This is a genomic window from Flaviflexus sp. (genome assembly GCF_052087705.1).
In the GTDB taxonomy this organism is placed as follows: Bacteria; Actinomycetota; Actinomycetes; order Actinomycetales; family Actinomycetaceae; genus Flaviflexus; species Flaviflexus ciconiae.
Window position 1 is genome coordinate 1 of sequence record NZ_JBQCYC010000034.1, and the last position, 16,327, is coordinate 16,327.

Annotated in this window: 18 protein-coding genes; 12 read left to right on the top strand and 6 right to left on the bottom strand. The window is 59.1% G+C overall.

From position 1 onward, the window contains the following. Nucleotides 1-266: 266 nt before the first annotated feature. The 8 genes from ACTHUY_RS11625 to ACTHUY_RS11660 all read left to right on the top strand — a co-directional run bounded on the left by ACTHUY_RS11625 (nt 267) and on the right by ACTHUY_RS11660 (nt 8,546). Entirely contained in the window at nt 267-1,223 is a 957-nt protein-coding gene (locus tag ACTHUY_RS11625; RefSeq protein WP_441654774.1) for an AEC family transporter, read from the top strand. A gap of 156 nt (nt 1,224-1,379) precedes the next feature. After that, nucleotides 1,380-2,027, top strand: coding sequence for a class I SAM-dependent methyltransferase (locus tag ACTHUY_RS11630; RefSeq protein ID WP_441676014.1), 648 nt, complete (start codon nt 1,380-1,382; stop codon nt 2,025-2,027). Between the two features lie 177 nt (nt 2,028-2,204). Next, a complete protein-coding gene (locus ACTHUY_RS11635; RefSeq protein ID WP_441676013.1) occupies nt 2,205-2,729 on the top strand; it encodes a DinB family protein in 525 nt (174 codons plus the stop codon). A 383-nt stretch (nt 2,730-3,112) separates the two neighbouring features. Continuing rightward, nucleotides 3,113-5,278, top strand: a complete 2,166-nt coding sequence (gene nrdD / locus ACTHUY_RS11640; protein WP_441676011.1) for an anaerobic ribonucleoside-triphosphate reductase — start codon at nt 3,113-3,115, stop codon at nt 5,276-5,278. Nucleotides 5,279-5,280: 2 nt separating this feature from the next. Next, complete coding sequence (nrdG, locus tag ACTHUY_RS11645) at nt 5,281-5,913, top strand: anaerobic ribonucleoside-triphosphate reductase activating protein (protein WP_441678966.1); 633 nt, start codon at nt 5,281-5,283, stop codon at nt 5,911-5,913. A 128-nt stretch (nt 5,914-6,041) separates the two neighbouring features. Then, complete coding sequence (locus ACTHUY_RS11650; protein ID WP_441678968.1) at nt 6,042-7,178, top strand: MFS transporter; 1,137 nt, start codon at nt 6,042-6,044, stop codon at nt 7,176-7,178. 210 nt (nt 7,179-7,388) lie between these two features. Further along, nucleotides 7,389-8,084 carry a lysoplasmalogenase gene (locus ACTHUY_RS11655; RefSeq protein ID WP_441654780.1) on the top strand — a complete coding sequence of 232 codons (696 nt, stop codon included), beginning with the start codon at nt 7,389-7,391 and terminating at the stop codon, nt 8,082-8,084. A 99-nt stretch (nt 8,085-8,183) separates the two neighbouring features. Continuing rightward, a complete protein-coding gene (locus ACTHUY_RS11660) occupies nt 8,184-8,546 on the top strand; it encodes a hypothetical protein (RefSeq protein WP_441654781.1) in 363 nt (120 codons plus the stop codon). 91 nt (nt 8,547-8,637) lie between these two features. On the opposite strand, the gene ACTHUY_RS11665 is transcribed toward ACTHUY_RS11660, so the two are convergent. From ACTHUY_RS11665 to ACTHUY_RS11680, 4 genes are all read right to left on the bottom strand, one after another. Beyond that, on the bottom strand, nt 8,638-9,312 hold the full coding sequence (locus ACTHUY_RS11665) for an NAD(P)-dependent oxidoreductase (protein ID WP_441654782.1): 675 nt from the start codon (nt 9,310-9,312) through the stop codon (nt 8,638-8,640). A 113-nt stretch (nt 9,313-9,425) separates the two neighbouring features. Next, on the bottom strand, nt 9,426-10,013 hold the full coding sequence (locus ACTHUY_RS11670) for a VOC family protein (RefSeq protein ID WP_441678970.1): 588 nt from the start codon (nt 10,011-10,013) through the stop codon (nt 9,426-9,428). Then, nucleotides 9,925-10,428 (bottom strand): phosphoribosyltransferase, encoded by a 504-nt coding sequence (locus tag ACTHUY_RS11675; protein ID WP_441654783.1) that lies wholly within the window; start codon nt 10,426-10,428, stop codon nt 9,925-9,927. The genes ACTHUY_RS11670 and ACTHUY_RS11675 overlap by 89 nt, the downstream gene beginning before the upstream one ends. Before the next feature lie 106 nt (nt 10,429-10,534). After that, nucleotides 10,535-11,494 (bottom strand): diaminopimelate dehydrogenase, encoded by a 960-nt coding sequence (locus ACTHUY_RS11680; RefSeq protein WP_441654784.1) that lies wholly within the window; start codon nt 11,492-11,494, stop codon nt 10,535-10,537. 286 nt (nt 11,495-11,780) lie between these two features. Here ACTHUY_RS11680 and ACTHUY_RS11685 point away from each other — a divergent pair, with 286 nt between their 5' ends. The 4 genes from ACTHUY_RS11685 to ACTHUY_RS11700 all read left to right on the top strand — a co-directional run bounded on the left by ACTHUY_RS11685 (nt 11,781) and on the right by ACTHUY_RS11700 (nt 14,632). Continuing rightward, nucleotides 11,781-12,836, top strand: a complete 1,056-nt coding sequence (locus tag ACTHUY_RS11685; RefSeq protein WP_441654785.1) for an LLM class flavin-dependent oxidoreductase — start codon at nt 11,781-11,783, stop codon at nt 12,834-12,836. Nucleotides 12,837-12,940: 104 nt separating this feature from the next. Then, complete coding sequence (locus ACTHUY_RS11690; RefSeq protein ID WP_441654786.1) at nt 12,941-13,615, top strand: PepSY domain-containing protein; 675 nt, start codon at nt 12,941-12,943, stop codon at nt 13,613-13,615. Beyond that, nucleotides 13,615-13,920: a GNAT family N-acetyltransferase gene (locus ACTHUY_RS11695; RefSeq protein WP_441678972.1), complete on the top strand. Its 306-nt coding sequence runs from the start codon at nt 13,615-13,617 to the stop codon at nt 13,918-13,920. Before ACTHUY_RS11690 ends, ACTHUY_RS11695 begins: the two co-directional genes overlap by 1 nt. A gap of 364 nt (nt 13,921-14,284) precedes the next feature. After that, on the top strand, nt 14,285-14,632 hold the full coding sequence (locus ACTHUY_RS11700) for a hypothetical protein (protein ID WP_441654788.1): 348 nt from the start codon (nt 14,285-14,287) through the stop codon (nt 14,630-14,632). 50 nt (nt 14,633-14,682) lie between these two features. Here the strand turns inward: ACTHUY_RS11700 and ACTHUY_RS11705 are convergent, their stop codons facing one another. Beyond that, nucleotides 14,683-15,303 (bottom strand): DNA-3-methyladenine glycosylase I, encoded by a 621-nt coding sequence (locus tag ACTHUY_RS11705; protein ID WP_441654789.1) that lies wholly within the window; start codon nt 15,301-15,303, stop codon nt 14,683-14,685. 122 nt (nt 15,304-15,425) lie between these two features. Beyond that, on the bottom strand, nt 15,426-16,327 hold a 902-nt coding region (gene gndA, locus ACTHUY_RS11710), incomplete at its 5' end, for an NADP-dependent phosphogluconate dehydrogenase (protein WP_441678974.1).

Consider the following 16,327-nt stretch of genomic DNA (forward strand, 5'->3'; position numbering starts at 1 on the left):
GTTCCTCCTATGTGCGGCGTTCCTGGCCGTAGTCGTTATGGGCTACGGCAACTTCTTCATCTACGTCGTCGAATAGCTACCTGAGAATAGGAAACCGTTTTCGTAACGAAAGATGAATAGCTCTCCGGGATAGAAAACAGTGCGGGACGCGGTAGCTATCTCGGAGTCGGATAGTGGTCCGCGGTAGCGAAACCTGCGGCGGGATCTAGACTGGAGCGGTGCCCGCCAGTATTGCGGGATCGTTAGAGTCTGGAGATCAAGAGCCCGTGAATGTCCTTGTCGTCAGCGCGCCGCTGTTCGCTCTCATCCTCCTCGGCTACCTCGCAACGCGCTCACGGCTCATCCCCTCCGAGGCAGTCCAGGGCCTCAACACGTACGTTCTGTATTTTGCCATGACGGCAATGCTGTTCCGGGTCGGGGCACAGTCATCCATTGAGGAACTCCTCAACCCCGTCGTTATTGTCGTCTGGATCCTCGCCTGCTGGACAATCATTGGCCTCGGCCTCGTTCCCGGTCTGAAAAGCGGCCTTGGGTGGCGCACCTCTGGCTTTGCGGCGCTCGCCGGCGCAATCCCGAATGCTGGGTTCATGGGAATCCCTCTCATCGGTGCCATCTTGGGCCAGCACGGCCTGGCGCTGCTCGTCCCCATTCTCCTGACCGACATCGTCATCATTCAATCCACTGGAATCGGGCTCGCTCATATTGGGGCAGAAGGCGGGGGATGGCGGGCGAACGTCAAGACGTCACTTGCTGGTGTTCTCAAGAACCCGCTCATGTGGTCAATCGTCCTCGGTGCCGCTTGGTCGACAACCCCCTGGGCTACTCCCGAAATCATCGTCAACTTCCTCGACCTGCTGGCCGACTCGGCAACCCCCGTTGCTCTCTTCACGATCGGTGCGGTTCTCGCTCGCGAGCAACGCAATGCTCGTCCCGGCGTGACGGATACTCCAAAGGTCTACGTCGGGTGGCTCTCGCTCCTCAAGCTCCTTGGCCTGCCCGTAGCGGCATGGTTCTTTGGTTCACTGGCTATTGCGGTCGGAGCACCGCTGACATCAACCGATCTCGCTGTTCTTGTTCTTACTGCCGCTCTCCCCACGGCAGCGAACGTTCCGATCCTTACCGAGAGATTCCGCGGCGACAACAGGATCGTGTCGACCGTGCTCCTGGCAACCACTGCCCTTGGCTTCATTACCTTCAACGCAATTGCGGCAATCGTCGCCTGAGCAAGTACCCACTTTTCCTTCCGGTCCGATCTCTTCTGATCTCTTTCGATATCGCCGTTTTCCCAGTGCGTGATTGCTTCCCCTGCGCTCCACGGTTAATCCCCTACAAGAGAACGTTGTTGCCGTGCACGATAAGGCTCGGCGACACTATTCGGCATGAGCCGTCACGAGCACAACCACGAAGACAGCGATACGAATCCGGCAGAGCACTGGGATCGTCGTTACGGTGAGGCGGAACCCATCTGGACCGGCAAGGTCAACAAGGTGCTTGCTGATGTTGCGAGCGGATTGGAGCCCGGTCGCTCCCTGGACCTGGGATGCGGTGAAGGTGGAGACGTTATCTGGCTGGCAAAAAATGGCTGGACCGCACTCGGTATCGATATTTCGGAGAAGGCAATCGCCCGCGCACGTAGCGCCGCCCAAACTGAAGGTCTTGGTGAAGATCGCGCCCGCTTTGTCGCCGGTGACCTGACCGAGATGGATCTGGATGCTGAGGTTGATCTGGTCTCGGCCAGCTTCTTCCAGTCACCCGTCATGCTCAACCGCACGGCAATCCTTCGCGCTGCCGCGGCCATGGTCGCCCCCGGTGGTCACATCCTCGTTGTCTCGCATGCATCCATGCCCAACCGAAACGGTGACGGACCAAAATTCTCCTCCCCGGAAGAAGAAGTGGAAGCCCTTGGACTGAATGATCGTGACTGGGAACCGCTGATCATCGAAAGCAGGGCGCGAACTCACGCCGGGCGCGACGGGGTGGAAATGGAACTCGAAGACGCAGTCGTCCTCTACCGTAGGAAGAGCTGACGGCTCCCATCTGCGGGGAACCCCCATCGCTCCTGATCGTAGGAAATCTCTGTGGCATCAAGCCGAGGAAGGTGCCTACTGCACCCGGTCCATTTCTGTTAGCGATTGTCCCATTTTCTATGCAGTCGATTAATTCTGACTATTGTGCATGCGTTGCTGGGAGAGGACGATGGGGATATGGATACTCCAAAGCCAGCGCAGACCGACACGACAGACTGGACCTTTGTCATTGATAAGGGATGTCCGGAGTGCGGCTATGCTCCGCACGATCCCAGGGATACGGCGGAGCGCCTCCGTGCCATGCCGGAACGGTGGGAAAAGGTGCTCAACCGTAAGGACGCAACCGAGCGACCAGGCGAGGATGTTTGGTCCCCGGTCGAATATGCTCGCCACTGCCTGGATCTCCTCCGGGTACTCAATCGGCGCGTGACCTCGATGCTTAACGAGGAGAACCCGCAACTAGAGGACTTCGACGGCGAAGCCGAAGCCGTCAACGAGCGATTCTGGGAGGCTGATCCCGAACGCGTTAGCACGGACATTGCCGACGCGGTCCGGGAGGTTGCCGCCACCTACGACCGGATCGGGGAAGGGGAGTGGGGTCGCACCGGTGTGCGAAGCGACGGCAAGCTGTTCACGATTCTTGGCATGAGCCGATACCTCCTCCACGACCTCGAACACCACCTCGTCGACGTTCGCGGCTAAGTGCTCAAAGGTTTGAACCTGGGGTTGAAGCTACGTTGAACAGAGGCTGAAACGCGGCCCGAATCCGGTGCACGTTTTCCAAGTAGTTTCGGTTTCACGCATTAACCATGCATATCTCATTTATTTTTATGTGATTTCCCCGGACTTGCGCTTTTTCCGCTTGGGAGAAATCGGACAGGTCGCGCGGTAGTGGAAGGTGTGGCCTGCCTAACTCAATTTGGTCGGTTCCGCCACATCCTGCGCCGACGCGGGAATTTCTCGGAAAAATGACTGAATAAATGTTTTATTCAGAGTATGCATTGCCAATTTACGCGCGTGTAATTACGTGGCTGTCTTTCGCTCCTACTACAATATGTAGTGTTCGCTTTTGAAAGGGGCACAAGATGTCGTTGTTGTCGGAGAATGCAGTCACTACCGCCACCACTGTTGTCAAGAGGGATGGCAGGACCGTTAATTTTGATCCGACCAAGATCTATCGTGCTGTCGAAGCCGCCCTGCTGAGCCGGGGAATTGAGGACTTTGACTTCGCCTCCGCGGTCACCCGGGATGTTGTTGAGAGCCTGCCCGGCCACTCCGTGGATATTCCGACTATTCAGCAGGCAGTCGAAGATCGACTCATGAAGGCGGACTACCCGGAAGTCGCTCGCGCCTATATTGAATACCGTCACGACCGGGATGTTGAGCGGGAGAGAGCCATGGATGTTCAGTACTCCGTTGGTCGCCTGCTTCGCAAGGACAAGGCTGTCGTCAACGAGAATGCCAACAAGGACGCGACTGTCTTCAACACCCAGCGTGACCTTACCGCCGGGTCCGTTGCTAAGGCTTTTGCGCTGAAGGAACTGCTTCCTCGGCCCGTTGCCAATGCGCACATCAAGGGCGATATCCACTTCCACGACCTGGACTACAACCCGTTCCAGCCAATGACGAACTGCTGCCTCATCGACATCCCGTCAATGCTCTCGGATGGCTTCCAGATCGGCAACGCACGCGTTGAGTCGCCGCGCTCCATCAACACCGCAACCGCACAGATCGCACAGATCATCGCGAATGTGGCGTCGAGCCAGTACGGTGGGTGTTCGGTTGACCGTACCGACGAGGTGCTCGCGCCCTACGCCCGGATCAACTACTCTAAGCACCTCGCCGAGGCAGAGACGTGGGTGGCCGAGGACAAGCGTGAAGAGTACGCGATGGCGAAGACCCGCAAGGACATCTACGACGCCATGCAGTCCCTCGAGTACGAGATCAACACCCTTTACTCTTCGAACGGACAGACCCCCTTCGTGACTCTCGGCTTTGGGCTGGGAACCGATGTTTTCGAGCGGGAAATCCAGAAAGCGATCCTTACCGTCCGCATTGGCGGAATTGGCAAGGACAAGCACACGGCAATCTTCCCGAAGCTTGTCTTCGGCCTCCGCCGCGGCGTGAACCTGGACCCCTCGGATCCGAACTACGACATCAAGCAACTCGCACTCGAGTGCTCGACGAAGCGCATGTACCCGGATGTTCTCTCCTACGACAAACTCACGGAGATCGAGGGCGACTACAAGGTGCCGATGGGATGCCGTTCGTTCCTGCCCAAGTGGGTTGATCCCGTCACGGGTGAAGCCGTCAACGCGGGCCGCAATAACCTTGGCGTTGTCACCCTGAACGTCCCCAGGATCGCCATCGAGGCACGCGGCGACGTGGGTCGCTTCTGGGAGCTTCTCGACGAGCGCATGGATGTTCTCAAGGAGGCGCTGCTCTTCCGCATCAAACGCTGCGAGGAAGCAGTCCCGGAGAACGCCCCGATCCTCTATAAGCACGGTGCGCTCGGCCGCCCTTCGGGCAATGAGCCGGACTCGGTCACGGAGTTCTTCCGCAAGCACCGCGCCACCGCATCGATCGGCTACATCGGTCTTTATGAGGCAGCGACCTGCTTCTACGGGCCGGACTGGGAGACGAACCGTGAAGCCAAGGACTTCACGCTCGAGATCATCAAGACGATGAACAGCTACGCCGAGCAGTGGCGCGAAGAGCACCCGTACTGGTTCTCCGTGTACGCCACGCCATCGGAGTCGCTCACGGATCGGTTCTGCCGGCTGGACCGCGAGAAGTTCGGCGACATTGCTGACGTCACGGACAAGGACTACTACACGAACTCGTACCACTACGACGTTCGTAAGAAGATCACGCCATTCGAAAAGATCGAGTTTGAGGCCGAATACCCGCAGTACTCGAAGGGTGGATTCATCCACTACTGCGAGTATCCGAAACTGACCCACAACACGAAGGCTCTCGAGACCGTCTGGGACTTCGCCTACGACCGAGTTGCCTACCTCGGAACGAACACTCCGATCGACAAGTGCTACGAGTGTGGTTTCGAAGGTGAGTTCAAGGCAACCTACGCCGGCTTCGCCTGCCCCGACTGCGGTAACGAAGACCCGAAGACCTGTGACGTTGTGAAGCGCACCTGCGGCTACCTCGGTAACCCGCAACGCCGCCCCATGGTCCACGGCCGTCACGCAGAGATCGCCAGCCGCGTGAAGCACATGGATGAGGTTGAACGCTAGCCGTGCCCCTCATCGATGCTGACGGAGTGACGCAGCCCGCCACCGGAGAGTGGCAGGGCAGCGTCCTCTCGTCCAGCTACATTGCTGACTACAAGCCATTCAATTTCGTCGACGGCGAGGGAGTGCGGTGTTCCCTCTACGTCTCCGGGTGCCCGTTCAAGTGCCCAGGTTGCTACAACGAGGCAGCGCAGTCCTTCCGGTACGGCAAGAAGTACGACGAGGAACTCGAAGAACGAATCTTTGCCGACGTCGCCCAGCCCTATGTGGCGGGACTGTCCTTCGTCGGTGGCGAGCCATTCCTCGCTACCCCCGTGCTTCTCCGTATCGCCCGCAGGCTCCGAGAAGAGTTCGGGGACGAGAAGACGATCTGGATCTGGTCCGGGTACACCTACGAGCAGTTGCTTGACGAGGGGGCGGACAAGAACGAGCTCCTCGACCTGTGCGATGTTCTCGTGGACGGTCCGTTTATCAAACGGCTCTACCACCACGATCTTGCCTTCCGCGGTTCCTCGAACCAGCGGATTATCGACCTCAGGGCATCCGCGCAGGAAGGCTCTGCCGTCCTCTGGGAGAGCGGACGAAGGGACACCGAAGAGGCCGTACCGTTCCTCACCCCGGCAGCCCCGCGCTCCTAGGGTTAACGGTTTGAACTCGGCGGGGTGGTCCGACTCTTAGTGGGGCCACCCCCGGTGGTCGGTGGGTGCCCGTTCTCACCCTGATGCGTGGTGCGGGGGACTAGCGTCGGCGGGCTATGCTGGCGGCGATGACGAAATCTGTTTTGCGGGAACCGGGAATGCCGCTCCTGGTAGCGATGACCGCGTTCGGTTTTACTGGCTACGCCGCTCTCATGCCCGTGGCCCCGCTGTGGGCGGCGCACAGCGGAGCGGACGCTGGCGGGGTTGGCCTCGTCAACGGCGTACTCATGCTCGCCACGGTCCTCACTCAGCTCATGGTCCCTGCCGCCCTGAGGCGGCTCGGCTGGGTTCCCGTCCTCGTGGGCGGTGTGACCTTCCTGGGGCTTCCCACCGCCGGGTTCTTTTTCAGCGATGACCTCCTGTCGATCCTGTTTTTCTCTGCCCTGAGAGGGATTGGCTTCGGAATTATTACTGTCACGGGCAGTGCACTAACGGCGGAACTCGTGCCAGTGATGAGGAGGGGCGAGGCTATTGGCATGTACGGTCTTGCCGTAGCTCTCCCGCAGATCGTTTTCGTTTCTGCGGGCGCCTGGATTGTTGATCAGTTCGCATTCGAAGTCATCTTCGCCGTGGGCCTCCTCCCCATTCTCGGAGTCTTTCCGGCCTGGAAACTTGGCCAACGAGTGGAGCGAGTGCCTAAGCCACTCGACCCGCCGCCCTACCGCGCACTCGTGCGCCCCATGATTCTGCTCCTCGCCGTGACGCTTGCCGGCGGTGTTCTCATTACCTTTATGGCGCAGATGGTTGCGAGCTCAGGGCTGGTCACCGTGGCGCTCCTTGTCATGCTGGTGACAACCGCGTTCGTGCGGTGGCGGGTCGGAATGACGGCGGACCGAGTGGGTCCCGGCAAGTTCGTTCTTCCCCTCGTCATGAGCACGGTGATCGGGCTCGTTCTCATTTCCTTCGCGGTCCGTGATCCCATTGACACCTCGGTTCCCCTGCTCATCATCGGCTCGTTCTTTGTTGGTGTGGCCTATGGCGGGCTCCAGAACCTTACACTTCTGCTGTCATTCGGGGCCGTTGATCGCCAGCATTACGGCGCAGCATCGACTACGTGGAACGTGGGATTCGATATGGGAACCGGTACCGGGTCGATCCTGATCGGCTGGATTGCCACCGGGTCCGATTTCAGCACCGGCCTGCTGGTGGCTGCCGGTATCTCCGCGCTAACCATCCCGCTGGCTCTCCGCAGTCGCAAGTCCTGACCCTCACTCGGGCCCTTCGGGAACTGTGGGTGGTGACGGATAGATTTGGGCTCGCTTGGAAGAATAGTGCGCTCACTGAACGCGCCGGATCGGTAAACCTTCGTGCCGGGTTTGGGGGAATTCGTCCAACCGGGCTGTGCAGGTAATTACTCAGTGCTTTTCCAGCGTATGCTCAGCAAGTAAACGGAGATGGTGGAATTGGGAGCGGGCGTGGACGAAGACTTTGAGGGCCGGGGAGTACCGGTCAGGATTGCAACCTCAGCCGCATTCATGATTGTGGTACTCATTCACCTGGTCGGTCAGATCTTTGCCTCATCCTCGATAGTGACCGAAGGTAGTCAGGTGCTGCTTATGCCGGTGCTGGCAGCGGTGCTCTGGACGGGAACCACATCCCCGCGCGGACGCCTTGTCGTCATGGCTTTCGTGGCGCTGTTCTTCTCCTGGGTGGGGGATACGCTCCCGCGATTCCTTGACGGGGAAACCGGATTCGCGGCAATGATCGCTGGCTTCCTCATCGCCCAGGTCTTCTACGTCGTAGCCTTCTGGCCCTACCGGCATCAATCGATCCTGCGGCAGCCACTCCTCGTTATCCCTTACGCGGTCGCCGCAGCGGTTCTTGTTGCCATATGCTTCGACGGAGCTGGAGAACTCGCTGTCCCAGTTATTCTCTACGCGCTCGTTATTGCTGCTATGGCGGTGCTGGCCACGGGGCTGGGTCCGGTTGCCACGACGGGTGGAATCATCTTCATCATTTCCGATGCGCTGATTGCCCTGCGAGCGTTTGCAGGGTTTGAGCTTCCCGGTCACAGTTTCTGGGTGATGCTCACCTACATCCTGGGCCAGTCCCTCCTTATCTCGGCTGTCGAAGCCAAAGTAGCGGTGGAACCAAACCCGAGTCCCCGGTAGGTTAGTAACCCCGGTAATCAACCAATCCCGACGGCCCTGGCGCTCCTCGGAACCCGTTTCTGGTGAGCACGGTAAGCCGTACAGAAGGGAACGAACGCCATGAAAATCAGCCTGCCCGACGACTGCGGAAATGCGCCACGCATTGGAATCACCAACGACATTGTTGCCGCCTGGGCGCGTGGTGACCGTGAAGTGCTCGACGAATGGTCGGCAGAAGACATCGAGTGGGAATGGGCAGGGTCGGATGATCCGGTACCGGTCGATGGTGAGCCGGGACTGTTCCCCGGCGTCGTACCCGACGTGCTCACCATCGAGAACACGATTTCTCACGGTAAGTTTGCGTCCAGCCACGGATCTTTCGTGCAGGAGAACTCGGTAACCGACTTTGCGCTATTCTTCCGTTTCAAGAGTGCCGGAAAGCAAGCGAAAGTCGCCAGCGTGAAAGGCTTCCTCAGCAACTGAGCAAGCAGGCCGGCCCGTGTCCCGGCTGGCCGACGTCCGGCTTACCTGTGCGCCTCTTGCCTCGAGTGTTCCTGTCTCCGTGCGCCGGATTCTACTCGTCACCCACGGTGAAGCGGACTCGCCGGCGAGTGGGATTCTCAAGCTCGTCGAGAATCGCTACCGCCAGGGTTCCCGTTGTTGTGTGCGACTCTCCGTCTGAGGCAAACATGATCTCGTCTGTGCCGACTACGGGAGTGGTGGCACCTCCCTCAATGAAGCTGGCCTGTGGCGAGATTGCAACCCAGTCAGCCGTGTTGACAGACTCGAGGTAATGGAGTTCCTTGAGCTGGTTTTCTGGAATCGCGATCCACTCATCCGAGCCCGGTGCCTGTCGGATGTCCTCGATGAAATGGTGCCGGTCAGAGCCCGCGAAGAGGGAACCTGCTCCCAGAATGAAGACGAGGCGGGGCGTGCCTGATGCTGCGATGGAAATGAGATGCTGGGCAAGCACGACATGCTGATTTCCTTCTGCGGGGGCGAAGGCGACGGCGTTGACCACTGCGGCGAATTCTTGTAGGTCCTCGGCGGTGAGCTCGAAGCTGCCTTTCTCGAGTGCGACAACATCGCTCCCGAGGACCGCGCGTGCGCGTTCGATGCTCCGCACAATTGCGGTCACGTCGTGATTGCGTGCGAGTGCGTCGCGGTAAATGGCTGAACCGGCCTTGCCGCCAGCTCCGATGATGGCGATTTTCATGATGATCCTCGTTTCCTTCTTGCTCTCGAGCATTGCACTCCTCGGCATCGTTGGCAATGAATTTGAGGATGAAACAGCCCCGAGGACTGGTGTCGCTCGGGGCTGTTTACGCTCGCGGACAGTTGCAGTTCTTCACATAGAGATCGCTACTGTGCGGTGTTGAATGCTGCGCGTTCGAGGTCGGGGATACTGAGCTTCTTCATTGTCAGCATTGCTTCCCCGGTGCGTTTGGCTACCTCGGGATCGGGGTGGCTCATCAGTTCGATGAGACGGCGCGGTACGACCTGCCAGGAAACACCGTAGCGATCCTTCAGCCACCCGCACTCCGATTCTTCGCCACCGTCGGTGAGGCTATTCCAGTAGTGGTCGACCTCGTCTTGGGTGGTGCAGTCAATCTGGAACGAGATGGCCTCGTTGAATTGGAAGTGCGGGCCGCCATTGAGGGCCGTGTAGCGGTTGCCGTCGAGTTCGAACTCGACGGTGAGGACGTTACCGGCCTGCTGGCTCGGATTGTCCATGGGGGAAATCCGCTGAGAGATAATGCGTGAGTTCGGGAAAATACTGCAGTAGAAATCAGCTGCCTCTTCCGCAGTTATGTCGAACCACAGGCAGGGAACAATGCTCGGCAAATCGAGCTTCTCGTTTTTATGCGTTAGCAGTGACGGGAGGCTCCGAAGACCAGGGGAAGACAATCCACTGGTCTGTTTGCCGCCACACGTAGTCTGGCTCGACAACCGAGCGGGCCTTACCGTAGATAACGGCGGAGCGAACCTCGGCATCGTATCCCTTGAGAATGTCGATGACGAGTGCGAGGGTCCTGCCGGAATCGGCAACATCGTCGACAACGAGAAGTTTCTTTCCGCTGATGTTGTCCGTGTCTAGCAGGGGAGCGAGAAGCACCGGGTCGGGGAGCGTCTCGTGAACGTCAGTGTAAAACTCGACGTTGATAGCGTCGGAGAGCTTTACCCCGAGAGAGTAGGAAAGGGCGCCAGCGGGAAGTAGCCCGCCTCGTGCCACGGCGATAATAATGTCGGGTTCGAATCCCGAATCCGCGACGGCCTGGGCCAGTTCACGGGAAGCTGTCCCAAAACCTTCCCAGGTCAGAATTTCTTTGTTGTTCAGATCCGATGAATCTGCGTGGTACGCCATGCCACTCCCTTTCTTTGTCGATAAAAGCCTACCCCGCTCATTCAAAAGCGGGGTAGGCGAGGGGAGTGAAGGATGGCATTGCCACAGAGGCAGATGCCACCGGTGACTAGATGTCGCGTGCGAGGAGCTCTTCGAGGGATTCGGGTGCGAGCAGGTAGGGCGGGATTTCAAGAACCGAGAAGGCTCCGGCCTGGCCGGCTTCCTTCAGTCGGTACGCGGCCCGTCCGTATGCCACCTGAACCGCGGCCGTAAAGTCCGGGTTTGATTCGAGAGCGAGAGTGAACTCGATGGTGTTGTGGGTTCCGCCGAGCTCGCCGGAGGTGATGACGTGCCCACCGTGAGGTACGCCACCGTGGTCGCGAACGAACTCGTCCTCGGCAATGAAGTGGACTTCCACCTCGTAGCCAACGAAGTAGTCCGGCATCGTCCTGATCTCGTTCTCGATGCGCTCCTGGTCGGCTTCGTCGGCAACGACCCAGCACTGGCGCAGGTGAGCGTTGTGGCTCGTGACCTCAGCGCCGCGTCCTTCGCGCGCGGATTCAATCGCGTCCTCGCGGGGGATCGTGTATTGAACGGCCTTCTTCACGCCGTCAATCCTGCGCAGAGCGTCCGAGTGGCCCTGCGAAACTCCCTTACCCCAGAAGCTGTTCTGCTGGGACTGCCGGAAGATCGAGGATGCGAGGGTGCGGTTAATCGAGAAGAGGCCGGGGTCCCAACCGGTCGAGATGACAGCAACGTTGTCGCCCTGGAAAGCCGCCTCATCCATCGCCTCGTAATGTGCTGGGACCTTCTTGTGGTTGTCGTACGTGTCAACCGTCGAGAACTTCGCGGCAAGAGCTGTTGCCTGCTCGGGAATATCGGTAGCGCTCCCCACACAGAGGTAGAGAACGTCGATCTGGTCGGCGTATGAGCCAATATCGGCTACCGGGAACACGGGAGTGTCCGTGTCTAGCTCGCTACGACGAGAGAAGATGCCGACCAGCTCCATGTCGGGCTGGCGCTTGATATTGGTTTCCACGCCCCGTCCCAGATTTCCGTATCCAACGATTGCAGTTCTGATGGTCATGGTGGAATCCTTTTCTGAGCGTTAATCTCTTCGACAACAGTAAAACGCTACCCTGCCTCAAGGGAATTCTGGCTAGCCCGTCCCACCCACCGATAACAGCCTACTTTCAGGAAACAGCATCCGGCAGGCAGGTGAGGGCGCTCCCGCCTTACCCGACACCTCGACAACCTGGGAAAACATCAGCCTAATGCCGCGAGAGCCGTAGCGATTCAACCCTCCGGGAATATAGTTGCACTTTCAACGGTTTACCCAGATGTTGACCAGTACACGATCAGGAAGAAGAACAATGGCTCAGACAGGTGCCCAGGTGACCATGGAGTTCGGGCTCAACTCTTTTGGCGACATCACTCCGGATGCTACGGGGAAAGCCCAGTCCGCAGCGCAAGTCATCCGGGAAGTTGTTGAGGAAGCTGTTCTTGCCGACTCCGTGGGCATCGATGCCATTGGGCTCGGTGAGCATCACCGAGATGATTACGCGATATCGTCTCCCGACATGGTCCTCGCTGCCATTGCCTCCCGCACCGAAAGAATTAAGCTCGGCACCGCGGTAACGGTTCTGTCGTCCGATGATCCCCTGCGGGTGTACGAGCGCTTCGCGACACTCGATGCTGTCAGCAACGGCAGGGCCGAGGTTGTTGTCGGTCGCGGTTCTTTCACCGAATCCTTCCCGCTGTTTGGCTATAAGCTTTCTGACTACAACACGCTCTTTGAAGAGAAGTTCGAGATCTTCGCGGAGGCACTCAAGGAACGCCCGATCCGCTGGTCCGGTTCTCACCGAGCACCGATCGAGGGCGCGATCCTGACGCCCCGCACCGAGAATGGCCTGTCGGCCTGGGTGGGCGTGGGTGGCTCCCCGGAGTCCGTGATTCGTTCCGTCCAGCGCGGTATCCCCATGATGCTTGCCATCATCGGCGGTAACCCCGCCCGCTTCCGCCCCTTCGTTGACCTTTACGAGCGGGCTCAGAAGGAGTTCGGAGTGAAGGAGCCGATGAGGCTCGGCATGCATTCGCCTGGCCACATTGCCGAGACGGACGAGAAGGCTCGTGAAGAGCTGTGGAAGCCCTTCCTCGAGAACCGTAGCCGCATTGGACGGGAGAGGGGATGGGCGGACCCCACCTACGAAAGCTACATTGATGAGATCGAGAACGGTGCGCTGTTCGTCGGTTCACCCGAGACCGTTGCTCAGAAGATGTTCGAAGCTATCCAGGATCTCGGCGTTGATCGCTTCGACTTCAAGTACGCCAACGGCCCCATGCCTCACGAGCAGATGATGAACTCAATCGAGCTGTACGGCACCACGGTGCTCCCGAGGGTTCGTGAGATGATCCTCAGAGCTTCTTAAGGTTCCTCTCATCTAACCTTGCCATTCTAAAAGTAGACGGAAATGCCAATCATTCCAGTCTGTAAAGAGATGGAACTACGTAACCATCGAAGGAGAAGTAACGAATGATGAGGAAGACACTTGGCCTCGCAGCCGCTCTCGCGCTCACCCTTGCGGCCTGCTCTGATGCGACCGAAGATAACGTCGACGAGACAGTCTCGGCCCCCGTCGCCACCGAGGACACCAATGACCAGGCTGATGACACCACCGGTAACGATGACGCCACGACCGGTGACGATAATGCAGATGACATGGGCGATGACAATGCCGATGACAGCACGACCCCTGCCGAGGAGCCCGGACGCGACATCGACCTGCTCGATTACAACTTTGCTGTCAGCCTCGAGGAAGCCATCGATATTAGCAACACCGAAACCGGTGGCGGTACGATCCACCAGGTAGGTATGGACTGGTCCGACGGTGCCTGGGTTTGGGAGATCGATACGATTGCCGATGGCACCGAGTGGGAGCTCGAAATTAACGCGACGACCGGTCAGGTCAACGAAGTTGAGTCCGACGGTGAGGACGACAACGAGCAGGAAGTTACGCCCCTTGGCCCGGTCGACTACAACACCGCCATGCAGACCGCCACTGGAGAAATCTCCGGACCGGTCACCGGCTGGGACCTGGACTGGGATGACAATCGTCAGCAGTACACGGTCGAAATTGAGTCCAACAACGACGACGTCGAGGTCGTGGTAGACGCCGAGACCGGCGATGTCGTAGAAATCGATGACTAATGTCTGAAATCAGGAAGAACACGGAAGAATCCCGCTACGAGATTCTTGTTGATGGTGCGGTAGTCGGCTTTGCCGAATACGAAGTAGACGGTGACACGGTCACCGCCCCGCACACCGAGGTCGATCCCGACCACGGCGGCAAGGGCTATGCAGGAAAGATCGTCGAGCAACTACTGGCGGATGCTAAGTCGGCTGGCCAGGATGTTCTCCCAGTCTGCCCCTACGTTGCCTCCTACATCGGCAAGCATCCCGAATACCTCGAGCTTGTCCCCGAGGAACAGAGGGCACGGTTCCGACTTGCCTGAGATCCGCTAAGCGGAACAACCTAACGAGATGGGTGATGACGGGTGCGAAAGCACTCTTCATCACCCATTTCGCTATCACTTTTGGACAGTTTGTAGGGTGTTGCCGATCGTGGTGGACCTTGGTTGCTTGACCGACCTCCGGTAGTGCTACGCCAGCGGCTTTATTCTTGGCCACGCCATGTCCAGGCCCTGGGGAGGCCTCTCCGGACCTGTCAGTCGCCTCCGCATGACTGGTGCGGAACGTCGCTATATCAAGGGAAAGTTGTCATTCCGTCCCTGATTGTGCGCCGATTTTCCCGCGGGGGAGGCTCCGTGGGGAGTTCTCATTCTGCCGGGTGTGTGATGAGCGGTTTAGCCTCGAGGCATGAACATTGAAACAGGCCGAAACGCGACGTCGTTCTACCTCGACTGTGCACTCACCGCTGCCGCCGCGGTGGGCGGTGCCACGGCCGCGGCAGTCCAAGTCGGTGGCATCCTCATCCCCGTGCTCGCGGCCTTCGTCGGCTTTTACCTTGCCGTGCTCGTCCTCGGCATTCTGCACCGTTTTGGAATCAGTCCCGGCCAGCTCATCACCGGCGGTGAGCGCACGCGCTCCGAACGCTCCATCTTTGCTCACGCCACGATCTTTGCCAGTGGCGTCACCATGACCCTGATCTTCGCGGTGGGATGCGGACTATTCCAGCTCCTCAAGCCCCTCCGCGCTGGAATCTAGCCAAACCGGAGTACGGTCCTGGGGCCCTGCCAGCTTGTTTGTGAGCCCCTTCAGCTCCCCTGGGTGAGCACCTCTTCGACGGCTTGCGCCACTATCGGACGCCTCCACGACCCTTTGGGATGATCGTTCACGATCCCCACGGCCTGCATCAGCGCATACATCGTGACCGGTCCGACGTGTAGGAAACCGCGAGATTTGAGGTCCTTTGCTAATGTCGTCGATTCGGGGATTTGCGCTGGAATATTGATCTCGTCGTAGGTCGGATGATTGCTCGGCCTGTACGACCACACGAGCGCCGGAAGCCCCGACTCAAGTCGTCCCCGACTTGCCAGGGTTGGATCATTCCTCAGCTCAACGGTTGCCTGAGCATTCGCGATGATAGAAATGACCTTCCGACGGTTCCGGATGATTCTCTCGTCTTCCAACAGTCTGCCGATATCGGAGGCGTCAAAAGCGGCCACCGTATCGACATCGAAGTTGCTGAATGCTTCGCGCATACCCGGCCGGCGCTTAAGAATGGTTGTCCATGACAGGCCGGACTGGAAAACTTCGAGGCTCATGCGCTCAAAGATTCCCTTTTCGCTCACCACCGGCATGCCCCACTCGGTGTCGTAGTAGTTCCGTTCAAGGTCGCTGCGCTCCGCCCACGCTGGGCGCTTCCTGTCGTTCATGCCGTCATCCTAGAAGAGCCAGAGGGAGGCCCTTCCCGCTATCCACCTGTGGACGCAAGGAACGGCCTCCCTCAATTTAGCTAGCTACTTTTCCGCTTTTCCCCATGGGATGTGGGGAAGGTTTAGCTCCAGCGGGACTCGGAGCGGTCTCCCGACCACTCGGTGTGGTAGGTGCCTTCCTTATCTATCCGCTTGTAGGTGTGCGATCCGAAGAAATCGCGCTGACCCTGGATAAGGGCCGCGGGAAGTCGGTCGGCGCGGACACCGTCGAAGTACGACAGGGAGGAGCTGAAGGCGGGGAGAGGGATACCCGAGAAGACGCCGAGGGCAACAACTTCCCGCCACGCTGGCACGCAGGCGTTGATCTTGTCGGCAAACTTGTCGTCAGCCATGAGGAGCGGCAGGTTCGGATTGGCCTCGTAGGCTTCCGTAATGTCGCCGAGGAAGACTGCGCGAATAATGCAGCCGGCGCGCCAGATCTTCGCAAGAGCGCCCTTGTCGATCGTCCAGCCGTACTCTTCGCTACCGGCCTGGATCAGGTCGAAGCCCTGCGAGTAGGCAACAATCTTGGAAGCGTAGAGGGCCTGGCGCACCTGTTCGATGAAGGCGTCGCGGTCCTCGACCGCGATAGGGGTCTCGTGGCCTTCGAGTGGACCGGAGGCTCCGCGCTGAACGGGGGAGGAGGACAGCCCGCGAGCGAAGGTTGCTTCACCAATGCCGGTGACGGGAACGCCGAGCTCGAGGGCGGTTTGGACCGTCCATGCGCCCGTGCCCTTCTGGGAGGCGGCATCGACAATAATGTCGACGAGTGCCTTGCCGGTTTTGGCGTCCTCCTGGCGGAGGACTTCGGCAGTGATTTCGATGAGGTAGGAGTTCAGTTCGGTGTCCATCCAGGACTCGAAAATGTCGGCAATCTGTTTGGGCGAATCGCCCAGTCCCTTGCGGAGCAGGTCGTAGGCCTCGGCAATGAGCTGCATGTCGGCGTACTCGATGCCGTTGTGCACCATCTTGACGAAGTGGCCGG

Coding starts and splice junctions, on each gene's coding strand:
- ACTHUY_RS11630 (WP_441676014.1), top strand. CDS start 1,380: ATGAGCCGTCACGAGCACAACCACGAAGACAGCGATACGAATCCGGCA.
- ACTHUY_RS11635 (WP_441676013.1), top strand. CDS start 2,205: ATGGATACTCCAAAGCCAGCGCAGACCGACACGACAGACTGGACCTTT.
- nrdD (WP_441676011.1), top strand. CDS start 3,113: ATGTCGTTGTTGTCGGAGAATGCAGTCACTACCGCCACCACTGTTGTC.
- ACTHUY_RS11650 (WP_441678968.1), top strand. CDS start 6,042: ATGACGAAATCTGTTTTGCGGGAACCGGGAATGCCGCTCCTGGTAGCG.
- ACTHUY_RS11660 (WP_441654781.1), top strand. CDS start 8,184: ATGAAAATCAGCCTGCCCGACGACTGCGGAAATGCGCCACGCATTGGA.
- ACTHUY_RS11665 (WP_441654782.1), bottom strand. CDS start 9,312: ATGCTCGAGAGCAAGAAGGAAACGAGGATCATCATGAAAATCGCCATC.
- ACTHUY_RS11675 (WP_441654783.1), bottom strand. CDS start 10,428: ATGGCGTACCACGCAGATTCATCGGATCTGAACAACAAAGAAATTCTG.
- ACTHUY_RS11680 (WP_441654784.1), bottom strand. CDS start 11,494: ATGACCATCAGAACTGCAATCGTTGGATACGGAAATCTGGGACGGGGC.
- ACTHUY_RS11685 (WP_441654785.1), top strand. CDS start 11,781: ATGGCTCAGACAGGTGCCCAGGTGACCATGGAGTTCGGGCTCAACTCT.
- ACTHUY_RS11690 (WP_441654786.1), top strand. CDS start 12,941: ATGATGAGGAAGACACTTGGCCTCGCAGCCGCTCTCGCGCTCACCCTT.
- ACTHUY_RS11695 (WP_441678972.1), top strand. CDS start 13,615: ATGTCTGAAATCAGGAAGAACACGGAAGAATCCCGCTACGAGATTCTT.
- ACTHUY_RS11700 (WP_441654788.1), top strand. CDS start 14,285: ATGAACATTGAAACAGGCCGAAACGCGACGTCGTTCTACCTCGACTGT.
- ACTHUY_RS11705 (WP_441654789.1), bottom strand. CDS start 15,303: ATGAACGACAGGAAGCGCCCAGCGTGGGCGGAGCGCAGCGACCTTGAA.